The organism is Amycolatopsis camponoti (assembly GCF_902497555.1).
In the GTDB taxonomy this organism is placed as follows: domain Bacteria; phylum Actinomycetota; class Actinomycetes; order Mycobacteriales; family Pseudonocardiaceae; genus Amycolatopsis; species Amycolatopsis camponoti.
Genome location: NZ_CABVGP010000001.1, coordinates 1922286 through 1940495, shown reverse-complemented (window position 1 = coordinate 1940495; position 18210 = coordinate 1922286). Strand labels below are relative to the sequence as shown.

The window sequence follows — 18210 nt, the reverse complement described above, 5'->3', positions numbered from 1 at the left end:
CTCTCCATATTATCGGATCGCACCCAAGCGGAGAAACTCTCCGCTTACCTCCGTACTCCTTGGGGGAGTATCTCTTGTCCCAGCAAACGATCCATCCTGCGGTCGAGCCTGCCCCGGCGCGCCGCAGCGGGCTGGTCCTCGCGATCATCCTCACCTGTCAGCTCATGCTCATCCTCGACGCGACCGTCATGAATGTCGCGCTCCCACGCATCCAGGCCGACCTGGGGTTTTCGGCCACCGGCCTGTCCTGGGTGATGACGGCCTACAGCCTGGTCTTCGGCGGTCTCCTGCTGCTCGGCGGCCGCGCCGGCGACCTGTTCGGGCGACGCCGGATGTTCGTCGCGGGCACCGCCCTGTTCACCCTCGCGTCGCTGGCCGGCGGCCTCGCCGGCTCGGCCACGCTGCTCATCGCCGCCCGCGTCCTGCAGGGCGTCGGCGCCGCCATGGCCGGTCCGAGCACCCTGGCGCTGGTCACGACCACGTTCACCGAGGCCAAGGCCCGCATCCGGGCGCTCGCGCTGTTCTCCGCCATGTCCAGTGGCGGGTTCGCGATCGGCCTGATCGTCGGCGGCCTGCTCACCGAGTGGATCTCGTGGCGCGCGGCGCTGTTCATCAACGTCCCGTTCGGCCTCGCGATCGTGCTGCTCGCACCCCGGTTCGTCCCCGAACCGGCCCGCCGCCCCGCGCACCTCGACCTGCCCGGCGCGATCACCGGCACCCTGGGCGTCGGCTCGCTCGTGTTCGCCTTCACCCACGCGGCGTCCGACGGCTGGGGCAACCCGGTGACGCTCGGCTCGCTCGCCGGCGGGCTGGCGCTGCTGACGGCGTTCGTCGCGATCGAGGCCCGCACCGCGATGCCGCTGGTCCCGCTCCGGCTGTTCGCCGACCGCGACCGCAGCGCGGCCTACGTCAACTTCTTCCTCGGCCCGATGGCCATGATGTCGATGTTCTTCTTCCTCACCCAGTTCATGCAGGACGTCCGGCACTTCGCCGCGCTGGCCACCGGCTTCGCGTTCCTGCCGATGGCGGCGCTGATCTTCACGATGAGCCGGCTCGTGCCGCGGCTGCTCCCGCGCTACGGCCCGAAGCCGCTCGCCGTCACCGGCACGCTGCTGATGCTGGCGGGCGTCGGCTGGCTGGCGATGCTGACGACCACCAGCGCGTACTTCCCCGCGTTGCTGGGGCCGCTGGTGCTGATGGGGCTCGGGGGCGGGCTGGCGTTCGCGCCGCTCAACGTGATCGTGATGGCCACCGTGCCGAACGACGACGCGGGCGCGGCGGGCGGCGTCCTGCAGACGATGCAGCAGGTCGGCAGCACGCTGGGGCTGGCCGTGCTGGTCACGGTGTTCGGCGCGACGACCCGCTCGTCGGGCGCGACGGGAGCTCAGCTCGTCGTCGACGGCATGACGTCGGCCTTCGCGACGGCCGCGGTGTTCGCGGCGGGCACGGTCCTGGTGGCGCTGACGTTCCGGCGGGTTACAGCTTCTGCCCGGCCTTGACCTTGTGCGTCACCCGGCGCTCGACGAGGAACGAGACGAACGGGACGCAGCCGGCCAGCAGCACGAGCACGGTGCCCTTGATCGACCAGCGGGCCTTGATCGCCAGGTCGATGGTCAGCACGAGGTAGATCATGTACAGCACGCCGTGGATCGGCGAGTAGACCGCCGACGGCGTCGGGTTGTCGAAGCCGTAGCGCAGCACCATGACGAAACAGAGGCCGAGCAGCCCGACGCCGGTGACGTAGGCGGCGGTGCGGAACCGGACGAGGGGGCCGGCGAGCGGCACCGCGGTCTGGGCGGCACCTTCGGTGCTGGTGGTCATCGGGACGTCCTCACTCTGCGGCCTCACTCGGCGGCCTGCTGGTCGCGGGCGTTCAGCTCGCGCAGGTAACGGTTGTACGCGGCCAGCTCCTCGTCCTCGTCCGTCGGCCGCACGTCGGGCCGGGGACGGGGAGCGGGCACCTCGGCGACGGGGGCCGGCTTCGGGCGGTCGTCCGCGGTGCCGTCGGCCTCGGCCTTCTGGCGGAGCTTGCGGATCCGCCAGAACATGAAGGCCGGGAACAGGCCGAAGAGCGGCCACTGCAGGACGTAGCCGAGGTTCTGGAAGGTGCCGTTCGCCGAGGTGAAGCGGTCCCACTGCCACCAGGCGAGCCCGCAGCAGACGAGCAGGCTCACCAGGCACGTCGCGGCGATCGCGATCCGGCGTCCCCAGGGGGAAGCCGCCGGCGAAGGGGAAGCTGGCACGCTCCGACGCTAGCACTGGGCGGCTGAGGGCCGGCGGCCGACTTGCGCGCCAGGTGGCGTCGCTCTCAGCGCAGGTCGTGTGGGTTCACGTGCGCTTGACCTGACGGTCGGGTCCGCCCAGGCGATGCGGGTTGCCGGGTGCTTTGACCTCGCGATGGGTCAGCCCCGGGCGGTGCAGGTTCCCGTGCCCTTGACCTGACAGGGGTCAGCCCCCGGCGGCTTTGCTTCCCGGGTGCTTGACCGCTTGTCCCCACCCCCGGGCGATTGTGGACAACCCGGCCGCGACCGGGTTCTTCGTCGGGGGTCGGCGATAGACTGGATCGGGGTCAGCCCCCAGGGATGGGTGGGGCCTGCTTACTTGCGGGAGGGCCCGAAACTCAGCCTTGCTTGCGCACCGACTGGGCACCCTTCGCATAGCCATCGGCCAGGCCGAACACCTTCTGCGCGTACTCCGTCGAGTTGTTGTACGACAGGATCCCGGCCCACCACCCCGAAGGGCTCGCCATGTCCCGCCCGCCCGCGCACAGATAACGCGCCGCCCCCAAAGCCGCGTCGTCGATCTGCTGGGGGTCGCCGAGGCCGTCGCCGTTGCCGTCCGATGCCCACTTGCGCCACGTGCTCGGGATGAACTGCATCGGGCCGACCGCCCGGTCGACACCGGCGTCGCCGTCGTAGCGGCCGCCGTCCGTGTCGCCGATCGCCTGGACGCCCGCCGATCCGTCGAGGGGGACGCCGATGATCGGCTTGGACGGGCGGCCGTCCGCGCCGAGGACCGCGCCCGCGTACTGGCCGTGGTTCGACTCGATCCGGCCGATGCCGGCGAGCGTGGCCCACGAGATCTTGCACTTCGGCTGGTCCGCGCGCATCGCCAGCTCGGCGTTGCCGTACGCCTGCAGCGCCCGCGCCGGGACTCCGGTCGCCGCGGCGACCTGGGTCGCCCACTGGGACAGCGTCGCCGGGCCGGTGCTGCGGGCCTGCTGGGGAGACGTCTGCTGCTCGGCCCCGCCCGCGACCGCACCGCCGGCCGGCGCGACCGACCCCGGGCGGACGTCGGCCGCCTTGACCTGCAGGGCGGGGATTTCGGTGGTGAGCGGGCTCGCCTCCGGCGTCGACGCGCGGGTGACGAGCCAGATCCCGCCGCCGGCCACGGCCAGCACGGCGAGGACCACGATCAGCCGGGTGAGCACCGCGACACTCGCGGAGCGCGGCGCCGGTGCCGGTGCGGCGGGGGCGGCTTCCTCGACGCTCGCGTCGATCGGGTCGTCCTCGTTCTTTCCGGTCCTGGTGCGCACGTAACTCCGGTCCTCCAGCGTGGTGTCGACGAAGTGTCAACGAGCCCGCGCAGGTTAGCGTTACGCGGGTCGTCGCGATCGTCTCACCACACCGGTTCACCCGGCCGAGTGGAAAGGTCAGGCGGACTTCTGCTGCCGCGCGAGGCGCGCGACGCACCAGGCCGGGGCACTGCCGCGGCGGAGGTGCTGAAGGACGGTCATCGGCCCGAGCCGGCGGCTCAGGTCGGACGGCGCGAGCCCGGCCGCCCGGTAGTCGAGGGCCCGCTGGTCGAGCGGGCTGAGACCGGCGTCCCACCACTCCTCGGCCTCGGCGACGCCGCCGACCATCTGCCACCAGCCCGCGGCGGCGGTGAGGAGCTCTTCGGGTACTTCCGGCAACCGGCGCCGCATCGCGTCGAGGTAGCCGGGATCGGCCGCCTCGACCGGGACGAACCGCTGCTGCCCCGTACGGGCACGCTGGCCGGGGATGCCCGGAGCCTGCGCAGGCGCGTCCGCCAGCCACGCGGACGCGATGCGGTCGACCTCCTGCTCTTCGGGGGTCTGCTCGCGCTCCGCGGCCCATTGCCGGATCAGCGCGTCCACTCCGGGATCTCCGGTCATCCCTGCCTCCTTGTAGGTCCCCGACGGACAGGCCTGACACCTGTCCCACGCGGTGGTGCCGCACGCACCAACCTGCACCTTGCTGAGTGGAAACTGCCTGCGCACCGGGGTTCTCCGGGGGGATGGCGAACCACCCGATCACGCAATGTGAGCACCGTAGGGCCGGGGTGGTCTCCTTCGCCAGACCCCGGCAGGCACGAATTCGCCGACCTGCGCGTTTTCGGCCGCAATCCACCCGGATGGTCGAGCGTTCGGTCCGAAATCCGAGATTCGTGACACTCAGTGATTTACCGTCCGCTAACACACAGGGTGACGACCGGCGCCGCCTTTTGCGGCGCCGGTCAGAGCGTTTCCGGTGGTCAGGAGAAGAGCGACCGGAAGAACGTCACGATCGCTTCGGCGCCGTCCTTGAGCCAGCCGAGGACGCGGTGCACGAAGTCCGCGGACTGGGTGGGCTGGGTGATCAGGAAGAAGAGCACGAGCGCGACGACACCGACGATGAGAACTTTCTTCATGCCGCTCGACATGCGCTTCCTCCCCGGCTCGCCGTCCCCGTCCTGGGAGTGGCCACGTCAATACTCTAGGGAAGGCGTGCCCCGAAGACACCCCGATCAACCCCCGATCACCCCCGACCGGCCCCGAGGAGCGGCGATGACCCGGAACATACTGGTCGAGCGGGACGGCGCGGTGACGACGGTCACCATCGACCGCCCCGCCGCCCGCAACGCCGTCGACGGGCCGACCGCGGCCGAGCTCGCCGAGGCGTTCCGCGAGTTCGACGCGGACCCCGGCGCCGCCGTCGCGGTCCTCACCGGATCGGGTGGCGCGTTCTGCGCCGGAGCGGACCTCAAGGCGATCGGCACCGACCGGGTGAACCGCACTCACCCGGACGGGGACGGCCCGATGGGCCCGACCCGGATGCGCCTCGGCAAGCCGGTGATCGCCGCCGTGCACGGGCACGCCGTCGCGGGCGGGCTGGAGCTGGCGCTGTGGTGCGACCTGCGGGTCGCGGACGCGACGGCGGTGTTCGGGGTGTTCTGCCGCCGCTGGGGCGTGCCGCTGATCGACGGCGGCACGGTCCGGCTGCCGCGGCTGATCGGCCAGTCCCGCGCGATGGACCTGATCCTGACCGGACGGGCCGTCGAGGCGCCCGAAGCGCTGGAGATCGGCTTGGCGAACCGGCTCGCGCCGGCCGGCGAAGCGGTTTCCGCGGCGCAGGAGCTGGCGCGGCAGCTCGCGGCGTTCCCGCAGACGTGCCTGCGGGGCGACCGGCTCTCGGCGCTCGAGCAGTGGGGGAAGTCCGAAGAGGACGCGCTCGCGACGGAGTTCCGGGCGGCGATGGGCGCGAGGGTGCTGGCGGCGGAAGCGGTCGACGGCGCGGCCCGGTTCGCCGGCGGCGAGGGCCGGCACGGCACTTTCACGTGATCAGAGGGGCATCACCCGTGACTGCAGGGGCATCACTCGTGCTCGAGGAGTCGACACGCGTGACTGGGAGGTCGACACGCGTGACTGCGGGGTCGACACGGCGAAGCCGATCGTCCCCGCCGTGTCGACCCTCCAGTCACGCGTGTCGACTCTCCGATCACGCGTGATGCCTGGCTGGTCACGGGGTTTCGGTCGGTGACCGGCCATGGCTCGACCGGGTGGATCACGGAGAACCGGGGCGGTTCCGGTCGGGCGGCCGATAGGGTCGACCGATGGACGACGATGTTCCGAGAGTCGTGCTCCGGCCCGTGGCCGAAGGCGATCTCGACCTCCTGGAACGGCTGACCAACGATCCCGTCGCCGCCGGGGAGCACCAGTGGTTCGGCTGGCACGATCCCGGCTACCTGCGCCGCCGCTGGCAGGAAACCGGCATGCTCACCACCGAAACCGGGATGCTCGTGCCGACGCTCGGCGGCCGCATCCTCGGTCTCGTCTCCTGGCACCGCAGCCGCACCGGGCCGACGTCCTACTGCTGGAACGTCGGACTCGTGCTGGCGCCGGAAGCGCGTGGCCACGGCTACGGCACCGAAGCCCAGCGGCTGCTCGCCGAGTACCTCTTCGCCCACACCCAGCTCAACCGGGTCGAAGCGACGACCGAGGTCGGCAACCGCGCCGAACAGCGCTCGCTCGAGAAAGCCGGCTTCACGCGCGAAGGCATCCTTCGCGGCTACGGCTTCCGTGACGGCGAGTGGCGCGACAGCGTCGTCTACTCGGTCGTGCGCTCCGACCTGGCCAAGACCTAGGCGATCGCCCCCGCCGAACGTAGGGCGCCGAGGTCCGTGACGCCCAGTTCGGCGAGCACGGCTTCGGTGTCGGATCCCTTGGCGCGCGGGGCTTCCGGCGTCTCGGGCGGGGTGCGGCCGAACCGCGGGGCCGGCGCGGGCTGGACCATGCCGCCGATCTCGACGAACGTTCCGCGCGCCGCGTTGTGCGGGTGTTGCGGAGCCTCCGAAGGCGACAGCACCGGCGTCAGGCAGGCGTCGGTGCCTTCGGCGCGCGCGACGAGGTCGTCGCGGGTGTGCTTGGCGATCGCCCCCGCCACGATCTCGCGAAGGCGGGGCCACTGCGAACTGTCGATGTGCAGCGGCAGGTCCGCCGGGTCCAGCTCGAGGACCTTCACGAAGTCGCCCCAGAACCGCATCTCGATCGCGCCGACGGCGACGTACTTGCCGTCCGCGGTTTCGTAGGTGTCGTAGAAGGGGGCGCCGCCGTCGAGCATGTTCTCGCCACGGGCGCCGCCCCAGAGCCCGGCCGCGGCCATGCCGTGCAGGCTCGTGGTGAGCAGCGCGGCGCCGTCCACCATCGACGCGTCGACGACCTGCCCGCGGCCCGAGGTGTTCCGTTCGTACAGCGCGGCCAGGATGCCCATCGCCAGCAGCAGCCCGCCGCCGCCGAAGTCGCCGACGAGGTTGAGTGGCGGCACCGGCCGCTCGCCCGCGCGCCCGATCGGCTCGAGCGCGCCGGAGATGCCGATGTAGTTGATGTCGTGCCCGGCCGCGGTGGCCAGCGGGCCGTCCTGGCCCCAGCCGGTCATCCGGCCGTAGACCAGCCGCGGGTTGCGGGCGTGGACGACGTCGGGGCCGAGCCCGATCCGTTCGGCGACGCCGGGGCGGAAGGGCTCGATGAGGATGTCGGCGGTGTCGCACAGCTTCAGCACCAGTTCGACGCCCTCGGGCGTCTTGGTGTTGATGCCGACCGAGCGGCGGCCGCGGGCGAGCGGGTCGGTCTGGATGCCCAGCACGTCCTCCCCCGGTGCCGCGCGGTCGACGCGGACGACGTCGGCGCCGAGGTCGGAAAGGATCATCGCGGCGAACGGGCCGGGGGCGAGCCCGGCCAGTTCCACCACCTTCAGGCCGCTGAGCGGACCTGCTTTCATGTCGGGTCCTTTCAGAGCGAGCGGGAGATGATTTCCTTCATGATCTCGCTGGTACCACCGAAGATCCGCGAGATCCGGACGTCGGCCCACGCGCGCGCGATCGGGTACTCGGACATGTAGCCGTAGCCGCCGAAGAGCTGCACGCAGTCGTCGATCACCTTGTTGACGCGCTCGGTGGTCCACAGCTTCGCCATCGCCGCGCCCTGGACGTCGAGCTCGCCCTTGAGGTGGCGTTCGATGCACTGGTCGAGGAACGCCCGCGCGACGGCGGCCTCGGTGGCGGCCTCGGCGAGCTTGAACTTGGTGTTCTGGAAGGAAAAGATGGGCCGGCCGAACGCCGTGCGTTCCTTCGTGTACTCCAGCGTGAGGTCGACCGCCGCCTCCAGGCCGGCCACCGCGGTGACGGCGATGATCAGCCGTTCCTGCGGCAGCTGCAGCATCAGCTGGAAGAAGCCCTGGCCCTCGGCGTCGCCGAGGAGGTTGGCCGCGGGCACGCGGACGTCGTCGAAGAACAGCTCGGCGGTGTCCTGGCCCTTGAGGCCGACCTTGTCGAGCACGCGGCCGCGGCGGAAGCCCGGGGTGTCGGTCTCGACCACGATCAGCGAGACGCCCTGCGCGCCCGCGTCCGGGTCGGTCTTGACCGCGACGACCACCAGGCCGGCGTGCAACCCGTTGGTGATGAAGGTCTTCGCGCCGTTGATGACGTAGTGGTCGCCGTCGCGCACCGCGCGGGTCTTGATGCCCTGCAGGTCGGAGCCGGTGCCGGGCTCGGTCATCGCGATCGCGCCGACCAGCTCGCCGCTGGCCATCTTCGGCAGCCACTCGCGCTTCTTCTCTTCGGCGGCGTACGCGTTGAGGTAGTGCGCGACGATTCCGTTGTGGACGGTCACGCCCCACGCGCTGTCGCCCGAGCGGGCCTGCTCTTCGTAGAGCACGGCCTCGTGGGCGAAGGTGCCGCCGCCCCCGCCGTACTCCTCGGGGATGGAGAGGCAGAGCAGGCCGACGTCGCCGGCCTTCGTCCACAGCTCGCGGTCGACCTTCTTCTCGGCCGCCCAGCGTTCCTGGTGCGGCACGGCCTCCTTCTGCAGGAACGACCGCGACAGCTCGCGGAGGTCGTCGAGCTCGGTCGTGCTCCAGGAGCTCTTCGGGAGTTGAAGCGGCACGGGACCCTCCTGCTGGAAAACATGACGATCAGCATGTAAGTTCTCTGCGGAATGTACATCCGTACCGGCCTGTAGGTAAAGCAGGGAGGCCGAAGTGACCGCGGCGGCACACCGGACCCAGGCGCAGCGGCGCGAACAGACCCGCACGGCGCTGCTCGACGCCACCATCGACTGCCTGGTGGACGTCGGGTACGCGCGCACGTCGGTGCAGGAGATCTGCGCCCGCGCCGGCGTCTCGAAGGGCGCGGTGCAGCACCACTTCACCGCGAAGGCCGAGCTGATGGCGGCCGCCGTCGAACACCTGACGACGAAGCTGCGCCGCCAGCTCGCCGCGTCGCTGGACGAGCTGCCCAGCGGCGGCACCGGCGTCGCCGCGGCGATCGACCTGCTCTGGACCGGCTACTCCGGCACCCTTTCCACCGCCGTCACCGAGCTGTGGGTCGCCGCCCGCACCGACCCCGAGCTGCGCGCGGCCATCCGCCCGGTCGACCGCGCGCTCGGCCGCGCCACGCTGGAGCACGTCACCCAGGTCGCCGGCGAGCTGCCGCCCGAACGCGCGGAAATGCTGTTCTGGCTCACCGTGAACCTGACCCGCGGGCTGGCGCTGGACGCCGAGCTCGGCGGCGACCCGAACCGGCGGCGGCAGCTGCTGGAAGAGTGGAAGCGGATCGCGGTGCTGCTCTACCAGGACGCAGCCACTGCGCCAAGCTGACCAGCCGGGCCCCGCAAGGGCTGGAATACCCCTTATCCCGCAGGCGGATTCGTGGTCCAATCCCCCCGGACGAGGGGAGCTCCGATGACCGCCAGCCCGTACCAGAACCCGTACGGCCCTCCCCCGGTGCAGCAGCCACCGCCGCCCCGGCCGCCCGCCGACGCCGGCGCGCGCTTCCGGCTGATCGCCGCGATCGTCGGCGCCTTGGCCGCGGTGCTCGTGCTGGCCGGGTCGTTCCTCCCGCAGACGAAGTTCGAGCAGGTCGTCGGCGGCAAGGCCGAGAGCAGCCAGACGATCAGCGCCTGGACGCGCTCGTTCGACGTCGAGCCCAGCCCCGAGGCGAAGAAGTTCTACGAGAACACCCACGTCGCGCGCTACGGGATCCCGCTGTCGGCCGGCGCGCTGGTGCTGCTGGCGGGAGCCGGCCTGGCGTTCGCGGGTGCGCGGCGTTCGGCGGGTCCCGGAGTGCGCTCGGGCGCCCGGACGGCCCTCGTCGCCGGCGGTGCCGGGGTCGCCGCGGCGGTCTGGATGCTCGGCATGGACGTCTCGGCGACCTTGAGCTACGAGTCCGACGACGAGTCGCTCAGCTCCGTCTACTCGACCGGCATCGGGTTCTGGATCCTGATCGGCGGTGGCGCGCTGGGCGTGGTGACGCTGATCCTCGCGACGCTCGCCGGGCGGCGGGCGCCGGCCACCGCGCCGGCGGGATTCTCCCCGGGGCCGTACGGCGGGCCGTACCAGCAGCAGCCGCGGCCGTACCCGGTTCCGCCGCAGCAGTACGGACCGCCCCATCCGGGTGCCCAGCCGCCGTACCCCGGCGGGCCGCAGCCGTACCCGGGTGCGCCGTCGTCGCAGCCGTTCCCCGCGCAGGGCGGACCGGTTTCGCAGCCCTTCCCGGCGCAGAGCGGACCCCCGTCGCAGCCCTTCCCGGCGCAGTCCGGCGAGGTGACGCCCGCGCCGGCCGACGGGCTGTCATCGCGGCTCGACGACGCTTACGGCGGCGCGACGCAGGCCCATCCACATCCTGGGCAGGAGCCGCCGTCGCCGACGGAGCCGAACTACCAGCTCCCACCGCTGAACCCACCCAATACGTGAAACTTATTCACATCAGGCTGGACAACTGACGTACCGACGGTATGGTGTACTCGTCGGTAACCTCTGCGCGGCACCGCGTGGACTCCGGACGCCGCGGAACGGAGACGTCATGACCAGCACGACCCCCGCGAACGCGGTCGAAGACACCCCCTTGCCGCCGACCGTCGGCGGCGTCGCCGGGGCTCCCGGCTCGGCACGGGCGGCCCAGCTCGTCGCCCGCGTGGCCGGCGGCGCGGACTCGGCGCCGATCCGCATGCACGCCCCCTTCACCGGCCAGCCGATCGCGACGCTGCCCCAGGCCACCGACGCCGACGTCCGCGCGGTGTTCGCCGGCGCGCGGACGGCCCAGCGGGCCTGGGCGGAGCGCTCCCCCGCCGAGCGCGCCCGCGTCCTCACCCGGCTGCACGACCTCGTGCTCGCCCGCCAGGACGAGGTGCTCGACCTGGTCCAGGTCGAGGCGGGCAAGGCGCGGCTCGACGCGTTCGACGAGGTCAGCGCGACCGCGCTGGTCGCGGCCTACTACGGCAAGCACGCCGCGAAGCTGCTCGCCCCGCGCCGGGTCGCCGGCGTCATCCCCGGCCTGACCCGGGCCGGCGAGATCCGGCACCCCAAGGGCGTCGTCGGCGTCATCTCGCCGTGGAACTACCCCCTCGCGCTCACCGCGATGGACGTCCTCCCGGCGCTGGCCGCCGGCAACGCCGTGGTGCAGAAGCCGGACAACCAGACCGCGCTCTCGGCGCTGTGGCTGCAGGAGCTCGCCGAGGAGGCCGGGCTGCCGGCCGGGACCTGGCAGATCGTGCTCGGCCGCGGCTCGAAGATCGGCACCGCGCTGGTCGAGGAGTCGGACTACCTGTGCTTCACCGGGTCCACGCCGACCGGCAAGGAGCTGGCCGGCCAGGTGGCGAAGCGGCTGACGTCGTACTCGCTGGAGCTCGGCGGCAAGAACCCCATGGTCGTGCTGCCGGACGCCGACATCGCGAAGGCCGCGACGGGTGCGGTGACCGCGTGCTTCTCCTCGGCGGGCCAGCTGTGCGTGTCGGTCGAGCGGATCTACGTCCACGAAGACATCCGCGACGAGTTCACCCGCGCGTTCGTCGCCCGGACCGCGGCGCTGAAGCTCGGCGGCGCGCTGGACTACCACGCCCAGATGGGGTCGCTGACGTCGGAAGACCAGCTCGCGACGGTGTCGGCGCACGTCGAGGACGCCCGAGGGAAGGGCGCGTCCGTGCTCACCGGCGGCCGGGCCCGGCCCGACCTCGGCCCGCTGTTCTACGAGCCGACGGTGCTGTCCGGGGTCACGCCGGACATGGTGCCGTTCGCGGAGGAGACGTTCGGGCCGGTCGTCTCGATCTACGGCTACACCGACGTCACCGACGCCATCGACCGGGCCAACGACACGCCGTTCGGGCTCAACGCCAGCGTCTGGTCGCGCAACGGCCGCGCGGGCTGGGAGGTCGCGGCACGGCTCAAGGCCGGGACGGTCAACGTCAACGAGGGCTACGCGGCGACGTTCGGCAGCGTCGGCGTCCCGATGGGCGGCATGAAGGACTCGGGCGTCGGCCGCCGCAACGGCGCCGAGGGCCTCCTGAAGTACACGGAGTCCCAGTCGATCGCGCTGCAACGCGGCTTGGCCCTCCGCCCGCCTCGCCGGGTCCCGGGTTCGCTGTGGTCCCGCGGCATGACCCTGGGCCTCAAGGCCCTCCGCCGCCTCCCCCGCTGACGTGACGGAAGGGTCAGTACGCGTGATCGAAGGGTCATCACTCGTGATTTGAGGGTCGACACGGCGCCGGCCGCAAGCCCAGCCGTGTCGACCCTTCAATCACGAGTGTCGGCTCGGCAATCACGCGTGTCGACCCTCTGATCACGCGTGTTCGGCGGTGGGGGCCGTCAGGAGGCCGCGGTCGTAGGCGATCGCGACCGCTTCCGCGCGGCGGCTCGCGCCGAGTTTCGCCATCACGCGGGACAGGTGGACGCTCACCGTCTTTTCGCTGATGTACAGCTCTTCGCCGACCTGGCGGTTCGTGCGGCCCAGGGCCACGCGCTCGAGGACGTCGCGCTCGCGGTCGGTCAGCGGGTCGGCCACCGTGCGGGCCGGGGCCGCCGGCTCGACGCCCGCCAGCTCGACGCGGGCGCGGTGCGCCAGGTCGCGGACGGCGTCGCGCAGCGGGATCGCGCCGAGGCGGACGGCCACGGCGTGGGCCGCCTCGATGGCCGCGCCCGCGTCACCGTCCGCGGCCAGCAGGGCTTCGGCCTCGTGCCAGTGGCAGATCGCCTGCTCGTACACGGCGCCGTAGCCGAACGCCGCCGCCGCGGCCGCCCACTTCTCCGCGTCGCCCCGGCCGGTCAGGCAGGACGCCGCCGCCTCCAGCCGGGCCAGCCACGCCCGGCCCTCCGGCCCGAGCGTCCCGGACCGCGGTTGCCCGACGACCGCGCACATCCGGCCGTGCGCCAGCATCCGCTCGCCGGCCGCCACCGCGGCGGCGGCCGTGGCCTGGTCGCCGCGGACCCGGGCGTCGGCGGCGTGCGCGGCCGCGGCGGTCACCCCGACCGCGGCCACCCGGATGCCGGCCAGCAGACCGGGTTCGATCCGTTCCAGCCAGCCGATGAGGTCCTCGGCGCGGCGCACGGCCTCGGCGCGGTCGCCCCGCCAGTACGCCAGCTGGATGCCCGCGTCCCCGACCGACAGCGGGATCTGCATGTCCGCCGTCCAATGCCGGCGCAACCCGGCGACGAGCTTCGCGGCTTCGTCGAACCGGCCGCGCGCGACGACGAACAGCGACCAGATCGCCAGGATCCGCGCGGCGACCGCGCTGGACACCCCACGCCCGGCCCGGCTGGCGCTCTCGTCCGGCCAGTCGCCCATCAGGTAGCGCAGGGTCAGCTGCCGGGCGCGCAGCTCCAGCCCGTAGACGCTCCAGCTGAGCCCGGTCTCTTCCGCCCGGGCGACGCCGCTCGTGACGTGGTCCAGCGCTTCGGCGAAGTCGGCGTGGTCGTCGTAGCTCAGTGCCAGGAAGTACGTCGCGCGCATCTCGGTGTTCGGCGCGCCGGCGTCCCGTGCCTTCCGCTGTGCCTTGCGCAGCCACTCCCGTGCCTCGGCGGGATCGCCCGCGGAGTCGGCGAGCGTGCCCAGGGTGACCAGGGCCGCGGCCTCCGCGGCCGCCGCCCCGACCGCCTGCGCGTCGGCGACCGCGGCGCGCGCGCTCTCCAGCGCCGCCTCCGGCTGTTCGAGGATCCGCAGGAACCCGGCGCGGCCCGCCAGCACCCACGCGCGCGTGCCGCTCGGCTCGGTGTCCTTCACCAGGTCCCAGGCGCGGTCGATGGCCGCGGTCGCTTCGTCGAGGGTGCCTTCCAGCGCCAGCAGGGCCTCGGCGAGCCGCCGCCACGTCTTGGCCGCGCGGTCGGCCGCCGTGTCCGGCTTCAAGGCTTGCGTGGCCGACCGCGCGAAGGCCACAGCGCGCTCGGGCTCGCCGGACGTGCCCGCGAAGTAGGACGCCTCGTGCAGCAGCCGCAGCTCGTCGAACCCTTCGGGCCGCTCGGCCTCCGGGACCGCGTCCCAGATGGACAGTGCCTGCTCGACGTGCTGCAGCGCCGACCCGGGCGCGCCGAGCTTCTCGGCCTCGTCCATCGCGCGCAGCAGCGCCGGCAGCGCGGTGACCAGGTCGCTGCTCTGCATCGAGTGGTAGGCCAGCTTCGCGTCGTGGCCGCGGCCCTGCGGCCGCGCCCGGATCCGGGCGGCGTACGCCGCGTGCGTGCGCGACCGCTCCCCCGGCAGCAGGTCGCCGTAGACCGCTTCCTGCAGCAACGCGTGCCGGAACGTGTAGGAGCCGTCGGACAGCACCACCAGGACGTGGTGCTGGACGGCTTCGCGCAGCGCCTCGTCGAGCTCCAGCTCCCCCAGCCCCGAGACCTCGGCGAGCGCGCCGTGCATCACCGGCTCGTTCGCCACCGAGATCACGCGGGCCACCCGGCGGGTGTCCGGCGAGAGGCGCTCGAGCCGGGACAGCAGCACTTCGGCGAGCCCGGCGGGCAGGTCGTTGCACTCGGTCTGGGTGGCAAGCAGCTCCTCGGCGAAGAACGGGTTGCCCTCGGACCGGGCGACGATGTCGGCCACGACGTCGGCCGGCATCGGCTCGTCGGCCAGCGCCTCGACGAACTTCCGGGCGTCGGCGGTACCGAAGGGGTGCAGGTCGACGCGCTCGACGGTGGCGAGGCGGACCAGCTCCGACAGCAGGCCGCGCAGCGGGTGACGCCGGTGCACGTCCTCCTCGCGGTAGCTGCCCACGACCAGCAGCCGCTGCGCCCGCAGCCTGCTGAGCAGGAAGGACAGCAGGTTGCGGGTCGAGGCGTCGGCCCAGTGGAGATCCTCCAGCAGGATCACCACCGGGCGCGCCTGGGCGATCTCGGTCAGCACCCCCAGTACCGCGTCGAACAACTGCAGCTGGCCGAGATCCTGCTCGGGCCGGGGACGCACCATGGTCTCCCGGTCGTTCGAGGTCATCGGCGGGTGTTCGGCCGGGCGCGGTTCCTCCAGGCCCTGGCCCTGCGGCAGCAGCCGCCCGAGCGCGGGCCGGAGCCGCACCGCGGCGGCCACCGACGGGTCCGCCGAGCTGCCCAGCGGGGCGAGCGCTTCGGCGAACGGAAGATAAGGAAGACCGCCTTCGCGGACGTCGATGCAGCGGCCGGTGAGCACCAGCCCACCGCTCGCCTCGACGTGCTCGCCGAGCGCGGTCAGCAGCCGGGTCTTGCCGACCCCGGCGTCCCCCGAGAGCAGCACCGCGCCGGCTTCGCCACGTTCTGCCCTGGCGAAGGCGGCGCGGAGCCGCCGCATCTCGTGGGTACGGGCGACGAGCGGGATTCCGGAGCCGAGTCGGGGCACGATCAGCATTCTTGCCTACCCCACCGACAGTTTCCGACCGCTTATCGCCTTCGACACCATCTCGCCGCCCCTACCGGGCGGTCTCGCCGACGCCCGCGGTCTCCCGCGCGGCTTCGCGGCGCTCCTGCGCCGGCACGTCGACATCGGTGCGCGCGGCCCGCAGGTGGCGGACGGCGCGACGGGCGCGGACGGCCCAGGCGCTGCGCCCGGCCTTCCGCAGTTCCTCGGCCCGGTAAGCCGCTTCGGCCCGGACCGCGTCGAGCAGCAGATCGCTGTGCATCGTGTTTCCCCTTTGTCCCCGAGTTCTCCGGTTGGTAGCACTCAGGTTCGTCCTGAGGGTCGGCCTCAGGCATCGGGTGATCACGTGGCCCTGGACGCGAAAAGACCCCTTACTCCCGGCCGAGCCCAGCTCGACGGGGGTAAGGGGTCTTCGAAGCCGCCTCAGTCCTGCACGGGGCCGCCGGGCCGCACCGCGGCCAGCAGCCCCCGCCAACCGGATGCGGGGAGGCGGAAAGCACCACCTTCGGGGTCCTTCGAGTCGCGCAGCGCGGCACCGCCGGCGACGAACGCGACCTCGACGCAGTCGTTCCCGCCGCCGCTGTGGCTGCTCTTGCGCCACCGCACCCCGGACAGTGCCTCCGAAAACTCGTTCTCCATGGTCCCCAACTCCCTTACTGTGTTCTCGGTTCCAGATGGTGCACCGGAGCCGGTGCGGCAGCCTGTTCGGCGAACCGCCCGGCTGCCTCGGCGATCAGCTCCACCGAGTCGTCCGGCTTCAGTGCGGCCGCGCGCAGATGGTCGAACATCAGCCCGTAGCGCCGGACGTCTGTGGGTTCCTCCAGGTAGAGGCCGCTGGACGTGCTGTCGTCGACGTAGACGACGTCCGGGTCGGCCTGCTCGGGGAAGCCCATGATCAGGAAGGGACCCTCCATGCCCGGGTGCGCGCCGGCCCCGAACGGCACGACCTGGATGGTCACGTTCGGCTTCTCGGCGATCGCGAGCATGCGGTAGAGCTGTTCGGCCATCACCTCGGGGCCGTCGACGACGCGGCGCAGGACGGCTTCGTCCATCACCGCCCAGTACTCCGGCGGCGGGGTGTCGGACAGCAGCTCCTGGCGCGCCATCCGGGCGGCGACGCGGCGGCGGATCTCGGCGTCCTCGGCGTCCGGCCGCAGCGCCCGGATCACCGCGCGGGCGTACCTCTCGGTCTGCAGCAGGCCGGGCACCAGCAGCGCCTGGAACGCGCGCAGCGAGCTGGCGTCGGCTTCGAGCCCGACGAACGTGCCGGTGAAGACCTCGTTGTAGGCGTGCCACCAGCCACGCTTGCGGGCCTCCCTGGCCAGCTGGACGAGCGCCTCCTGCTCGTCGCCGGTGATGCCGTAGAGGGCCAGCATGTCCCGCGCGTCACGCGGGGTGACCCCGACGTGGCCGGTCTCGATGCGGCTGACCTTCGACGCGGAGCACTCGAGCTTCTCGCCCACCTCGTCGATCGTCAGGTCCGCGGCTTCGCGCAGCCGGCGGAGCTCACCCGCGAGCCGCCGGCGGCGAACCGTGGGGCTCTGTCCCCTTGCCATCGCGCACCTCCGGATGTCGACGGCGTCGTAGCCGTTCGCTCGCTGCCAGTATCCAACATGAACGGCCGGGTAATCGCACGGCACCGATTACCGGACCCCGACGCGCGTCGTATCTGCAATTTGCAGAATGCTTCTGTATGCTCGCATCCTGCACTGAGACAGGATGTGACAAGGGCGCGGCGGGATTGCTCCCCCAGCCCTGCTCAGGGCCTGTGATCAGCGTAGACGATGACCGCGCGGCTCGCCGTGTGATCATCGGGAGTGGAGGTCCGGGACCGTCCCCCGATCGGTCCCGGCCCTCTTCCACCACGCCGTTGCCTTATTGGCAGAACGATTATTCCGCCCATTCGTCGCCCGCAAGGGTGATTTCCGGCAAACTTTTTCAGAGGACGCGCAGGAGTCCTTCTTGGACGACCGTCGCGATGAGCGTGCCGTCCGCACCGAAGAACCGTCCCGTGGCGAGGCCACGCGCACCGGAGGCGGTCGGCGACGCGCTGTCGTAGAGGAACCACTCGTCGGCACGGAACGGCCGGTGGAACCAGAGCGCGTGGTCGAGGCTCGCACCGAGCACCTTGTCGGTGTCCCAGTAGACGCCGTGGCGCGCCAGCACCGAGTCCAGCAGGGTCATGTCCGAGGCGTAGGTCAGCACGCAGACGTGCAGCAGCTGCTGGTCGGGCAGCTTCCCGTCGGCGCGCATCCACACCTGGTTGCGCGCGGGCCGCTCACCGGTCTCGCGGGTGACCCACGGCGGTTCGTTGACGTACCGCACGTCGATCGGCCGCGGCCGGCTGTGCGCGCCGATCGCGTAGCCCTCGGCGCGTTCCATCAGCGTCGGCAGCGTGTCCGGGGCCGGGACGCCCTCGGGCATCTCCTCCGCGTGCTCGATGCCCGGCTCGTCCTTCTGGAACGACGCCGAGAGCGAGAAGATCGCCTTGCCGTGCTGGATCGCGATGACGCGGCGGGTGGTGAACGACCGGCCGTCCCGGATCCGGTCGACCTCGTAGATGATCGGCACGCTCGGGTCGCCGCCGCGGATGAAGTACGCGTGCAGCGAGTGGACCCGCCGCTCCTCGGGGACCGTGCGCCCGGCCGCGACCAGCGCCTGGCCGGCGACCTGCCCGCCGAACACCCGTACCGGCGAGTGGGCGGGCGAGACGCCGCGGAAGATGTTCTCCTCGATCTTCTCGAGGTCCAGCAGCGCGATCAGGCGGTCCAGCACCGGCTGGCCGCCACCCGGGATCTCCAGCTCGGTGGCGGCCGTCCTGGCCATTTCAGTCATGGCCAGACCTTATGT

At 72.2% G+C, this 18210-nt stretch carries 18 protein-coding genes; 6 read left to right on the top strand and 12 right to left on the bottom strand.

What is annotated here, in order from left to right:
- Window positions 1-74: 74 nt before the first annotated feature.
- Window positions 75-1499 (top strand): MFS transporter, encoded by a 1425-nt coding sequence (locus tag AA23TX_RS09365; protein WP_155542167.1) that lies wholly within the window; start codon window positions 75-77, stop codon window positions 1497-1499.
- Here AA23TX_RS09365 and AA23TX_RS09360 read toward each other — a convergent pair.
- The 5 genes from AA23TX_RS09360 to AA23TX_RS49560 all read right to left on the bottom strand — a co-directional run bounded on the left by AA23TX_RS09360 (window position 1477) and on the right by AA23TX_RS49560 (window position 4662).
- Entirely contained in the window at window positions 1477-1821 is a 345-nt protein-coding gene (locus AA23TX_RS09360; RefSeq protein ID WP_155542166.1) for a DUF3817 domain-containing protein, read from the bottom strand. The genes AA23TX_RS09365 and AA23TX_RS09360 overlap by 23 nt on opposite strands.
- Before the next feature lie 23 nt (window positions 1822-1844).
- Complete coding sequence (locus tag AA23TX_RS09355; protein WP_196425249.1) at window positions 1845-2243, bottom strand: hypothetical protein; 399 nt, start codon at window positions 2241-2243, stop codon at window positions 1845-1847.
- Between the two features lie 377 nt (window positions 2244-2620).
- Window positions 2621-3535 (bottom strand): lytic transglycosylase domain-containing protein, encoded by a 915-nt coding sequence (locus AA23TX_RS09350; RefSeq protein WP_155542165.1) that lies wholly within the window; start codon window positions 3533-3535, stop codon window positions 2621-2623.
- A gap of 117 nt (window positions 3536-3652) precedes the next feature.
- Window positions 3653-4135, bottom strand: a complete 483-nt coding sequence (locus AA23TX_RS09345) for a helix-turn-helix transcriptional regulator (protein ID WP_155542164.1) — start codon at window positions 4133-4135, stop codon at window positions 3653-3655.
- 359 nt (window positions 4136-4494) lie between these two features.
- The gene (locus tag AA23TX_RS49560; RefSeq protein ID WP_196425248.1) at window positions 4495-4662 is read right to left on the bottom strand and encodes a hypothetical protein; all 168 of its coding nucleotides are present in this window, start codon (window positions 4660-4662) and stop codon (window positions 4495-4497) included.
- Between the two features lie 124 nt (window positions 4663-4786).
- Between AA23TX_RS49560 and AA23TX_RS09340 the strand changes: the two genes are divergently transcribed.
- Together AA23TX_RS09340 and AA23TX_RS09335 are read left to right on the top strand one after the other, a co-directional pair.
- Window positions 4787-5560: a crotonase/enoyl-CoA hydratase family protein gene (locus AA23TX_RS09340; RefSeq protein WP_155542163.1), complete on the top strand. Its 774-nt coding sequence runs from the start codon at window positions 4787-4789 to the stop codon at window positions 5558-5560.
- A gap of 272 nt (window positions 5561-5832) precedes the next feature.
- On the top strand, window positions 5833-6363 hold the full coding sequence (locus AA23TX_RS09335) for a GNAT family N-acetyltransferase (RefSeq protein ID WP_155542162.1): 531 nt from the start codon (window positions 5833-5835) through the stop codon (window positions 6361-6363).
- Here AA23TX_RS09335 and AA23TX_RS09330 read toward each other — a convergent pair.
- On the bottom strand, window positions 6360-7496 hold the full coding sequence (locus AA23TX_RS09330) for a CaiB/BaiF CoA transferase family protein (RefSeq protein ID WP_155542161.1): 1137 nt from the start codon (window positions 7494-7496) through the stop codon (window positions 6360-6362). The two genes, AA23TX_RS09335 and AA23TX_RS09330, sit on opposite strands and share 4 nt — an antisense overlap.
- 11 nt (window positions 7497-7507) lie before the next feature.
- The gene (locus tag AA23TX_RS09325; RefSeq protein WP_155542160.1) at window positions 7508-8659 is read right to left on the bottom strand and encodes an acyl-CoA dehydrogenase family protein; all 1152 of its coding nucleotides are present in this window, start codon (window positions 8657-8659) and stop codon (window positions 7508-7510) included.
- Between the two features lie 94 nt (window positions 8660-8753).
- Here AA23TX_RS09325 and AA23TX_RS09320 point away from each other — a divergent pair, with 94 nt between their 5' ends.
- The 3 genes from AA23TX_RS09320 to AA23TX_RS09310 all read left to right on the top strand — a co-directional run bounded on the left by AA23TX_RS09320 (window position 8754) and on the right by AA23TX_RS09310 (window position 12186).
- Complete coding sequence (locus AA23TX_RS09320; RefSeq protein WP_155542159.1) at window positions 8754-9371, top strand: TetR/AcrR family transcriptional regulator; 618 nt, start codon at window positions 8754-8756, stop codon at window positions 9369-9371.
- Window positions 9372-9455: 84 nt separating this feature from the next.
- Window positions 9456-10466 carry a hypothetical protein gene (locus AA23TX_RS09315; protein WP_155542158.1) on the top strand — a complete coding sequence of 337 codons (1011 nt, stop codon included), beginning with the start codon at window positions 9456-9458 and terminating at the stop codon, window positions 10464-10466.
- A 109-nt stretch (window positions 10467-10575) separates the two neighbouring features.
- The gene (locus AA23TX_RS09310) at window positions 10576-12186 is read left to right on the top strand and encodes a succinic semialdehyde dehydrogenase (RefSeq protein ID WP_155542157.1); all 1611 of its coding nucleotides are present in this window, start codon (window positions 10576-10578) and stop codon (window positions 12184-12186) included.
- A 141-nt stretch (window positions 12187-12327) separates the two neighbouring features.
- Here the strand turns inward: AA23TX_RS09310 and AA23TX_RS09305 are convergent, their stop codons facing one another.
- The 5 genes from AA23TX_RS09305 to AA23TX_RS09285 form a co-directional block, all read right to left on the bottom strand.
- The gene (locus AA23TX_RS09305; protein WP_155542156.1) at window positions 12328-15351 is read right to left on the bottom strand and encodes a helix-turn-helix transcriptional regulator; all 3024 of its coding nucleotides are present in this window, start codon (window positions 15349-15351) and stop codon (window positions 12328-12330) included.
- A gap of 61 nt (window positions 15352-15412) precedes the next feature.
- Window positions 15413-15622 carry a hypothetical protein gene (locus tag AA23TX_RS09300; protein ID WP_155542155.1) on the bottom strand — a complete coding sequence of 70 codons (210 nt, stop codon included), beginning with the start codon at window positions 15620-15622 and terminating at the stop codon, window positions 15413-15415.
- Between the two features lie 161 nt (window positions 15623-15783).
- Window positions 15784-15999 carry a DUF397 domain-containing protein gene (locus AA23TX_RS09295; RefSeq protein WP_155542154.1) on the bottom strand — a complete coding sequence of 72 codons (216 nt, stop codon included), beginning with the start codon at window positions 15997-15999 and terminating at the stop codon, window positions 15784-15786.
- Between the two features lie 14 nt (window positions 16000-16013).
- On the bottom strand, window positions 16014-16916 hold the full coding sequence (locus AA23TX_RS09290; protein WP_155542153.1) for a helix-turn-helix domain-containing protein: 903 nt from the start codon (window positions 16914-16916) through the stop codon (window positions 16014-16016).
- 382 nt (window positions 16917-17298) lie between these two features.
- Window positions 17299-18195 carry an acyl-CoA thioesterase gene (locus AA23TX_RS09285; RefSeq protein ID WP_155542152.1) on the bottom strand — a complete coding sequence of 299 codons (897 nt, stop codon included), beginning with the start codon at window positions 18193-18195 and terminating at the stop codon, window positions 17299-17301.
- Between the last annotated feature and the right edge of the window lie 15 nt (window positions 18196-18210).

What these genes read in the sequence shown, in the direction of transcription:
- AA23TX_RS09360 (WP_155542166.1), bottom strand. Translation starts at nt 1,821, where the DNA reads ATGACCACCAGCACCGAAGGTGCCGCCCAGACCGCGGTGCCGCTCGCC.
- AA23TX_RS09345 (WP_155542164.1), bottom strand. Translation starts at nt 4,135, where the DNA reads ATGACCGGAGATCCCGGAGTGGACGCGCTGATCCGGCAATGGGCCGCG.
- AA23TX_RS49560 (WP_196425248.1), bottom strand. Translation starts at nt 4,662, where the DNA reads ATGTCGAGCGGCATGAAGAAAGTTCTCATCGTCGGTGTCGTCGCGCTC.
- AA23TX_RS09340 (WP_155542163.1), top strand. Translation starts at nt 4,787, where the DNA reads ATGACCCGGAACATACTGGTCGAGCGGGACGGCGCGGTGACGACGGTC.
- AA23TX_RS09335 (WP_155542162.1), top strand. Translation starts at nt 5,833, where the DNA reads ATGGACGACGATGTTCCGAGAGTCGTGCTCCGGCCCGTGGCCGAAGGC.
- AA23TX_RS09330 (WP_155542161.1), bottom strand. Translation starts at nt 7,496, where the DNA reads ATGAAAGCAGGTCCGCTCAGCGGCCTGAAGGTGGTGGAACTGGCCGGG.
- AA23TX_RS09315 (WP_155542158.1), top strand. Translation starts at nt 9,456, where the DNA reads ATGACCGCCAGCCCGTACCAGAACCCGTACGGCCCTCCCCCGGTGCAG.
- AA23TX_RS09310 (WP_155542157.1), top strand. Translation starts at nt 10,576, where the DNA reads ATGACCAGCACGACCCCCGCGAACGCGGTCGAAGACACCCCCTTGCCG.
- AA23TX_RS09305 (WP_155542156.1), bottom strand. Translation starts at nt 15,351, where the DNA reads ATGCTGATCGTGCCCCGACTCGGCTCCGGAATCCCGCTCGTCGCCCGT.
- AA23TX_RS09300 (WP_155542155.1), bottom strand. Translation starts at nt 15,622, where the DNA reads ATGCACAGCGATCTGCTGCTCGACGCGGTCCGGGCCGAAGCGGCTTAC.
- AA23TX_RS09295 (WP_155542154.1), bottom strand. Translation starts at nt 15,999, where the DNA reads ATGGAGAACGAGTTTTCGGAGGCACTGTCCGGGGTGCGGTGGCGCAAG.
- AA23TX_RS09290 (WP_155542153.1), bottom strand. Translation starts at nt 16,916, where the DNA reads ATGGCAAGGGGACAGAGCCCCACGGTTCGCCGCCGGCGGCTCGCGGGT.
- AA23TX_RS09285 (WP_155542152.1), bottom strand. Translation starts at nt 18,195, where the DNA reads ATGACTGAAATGGCCAGGACGGCCGCCACCGAGCTGGAGATCCCGGGT.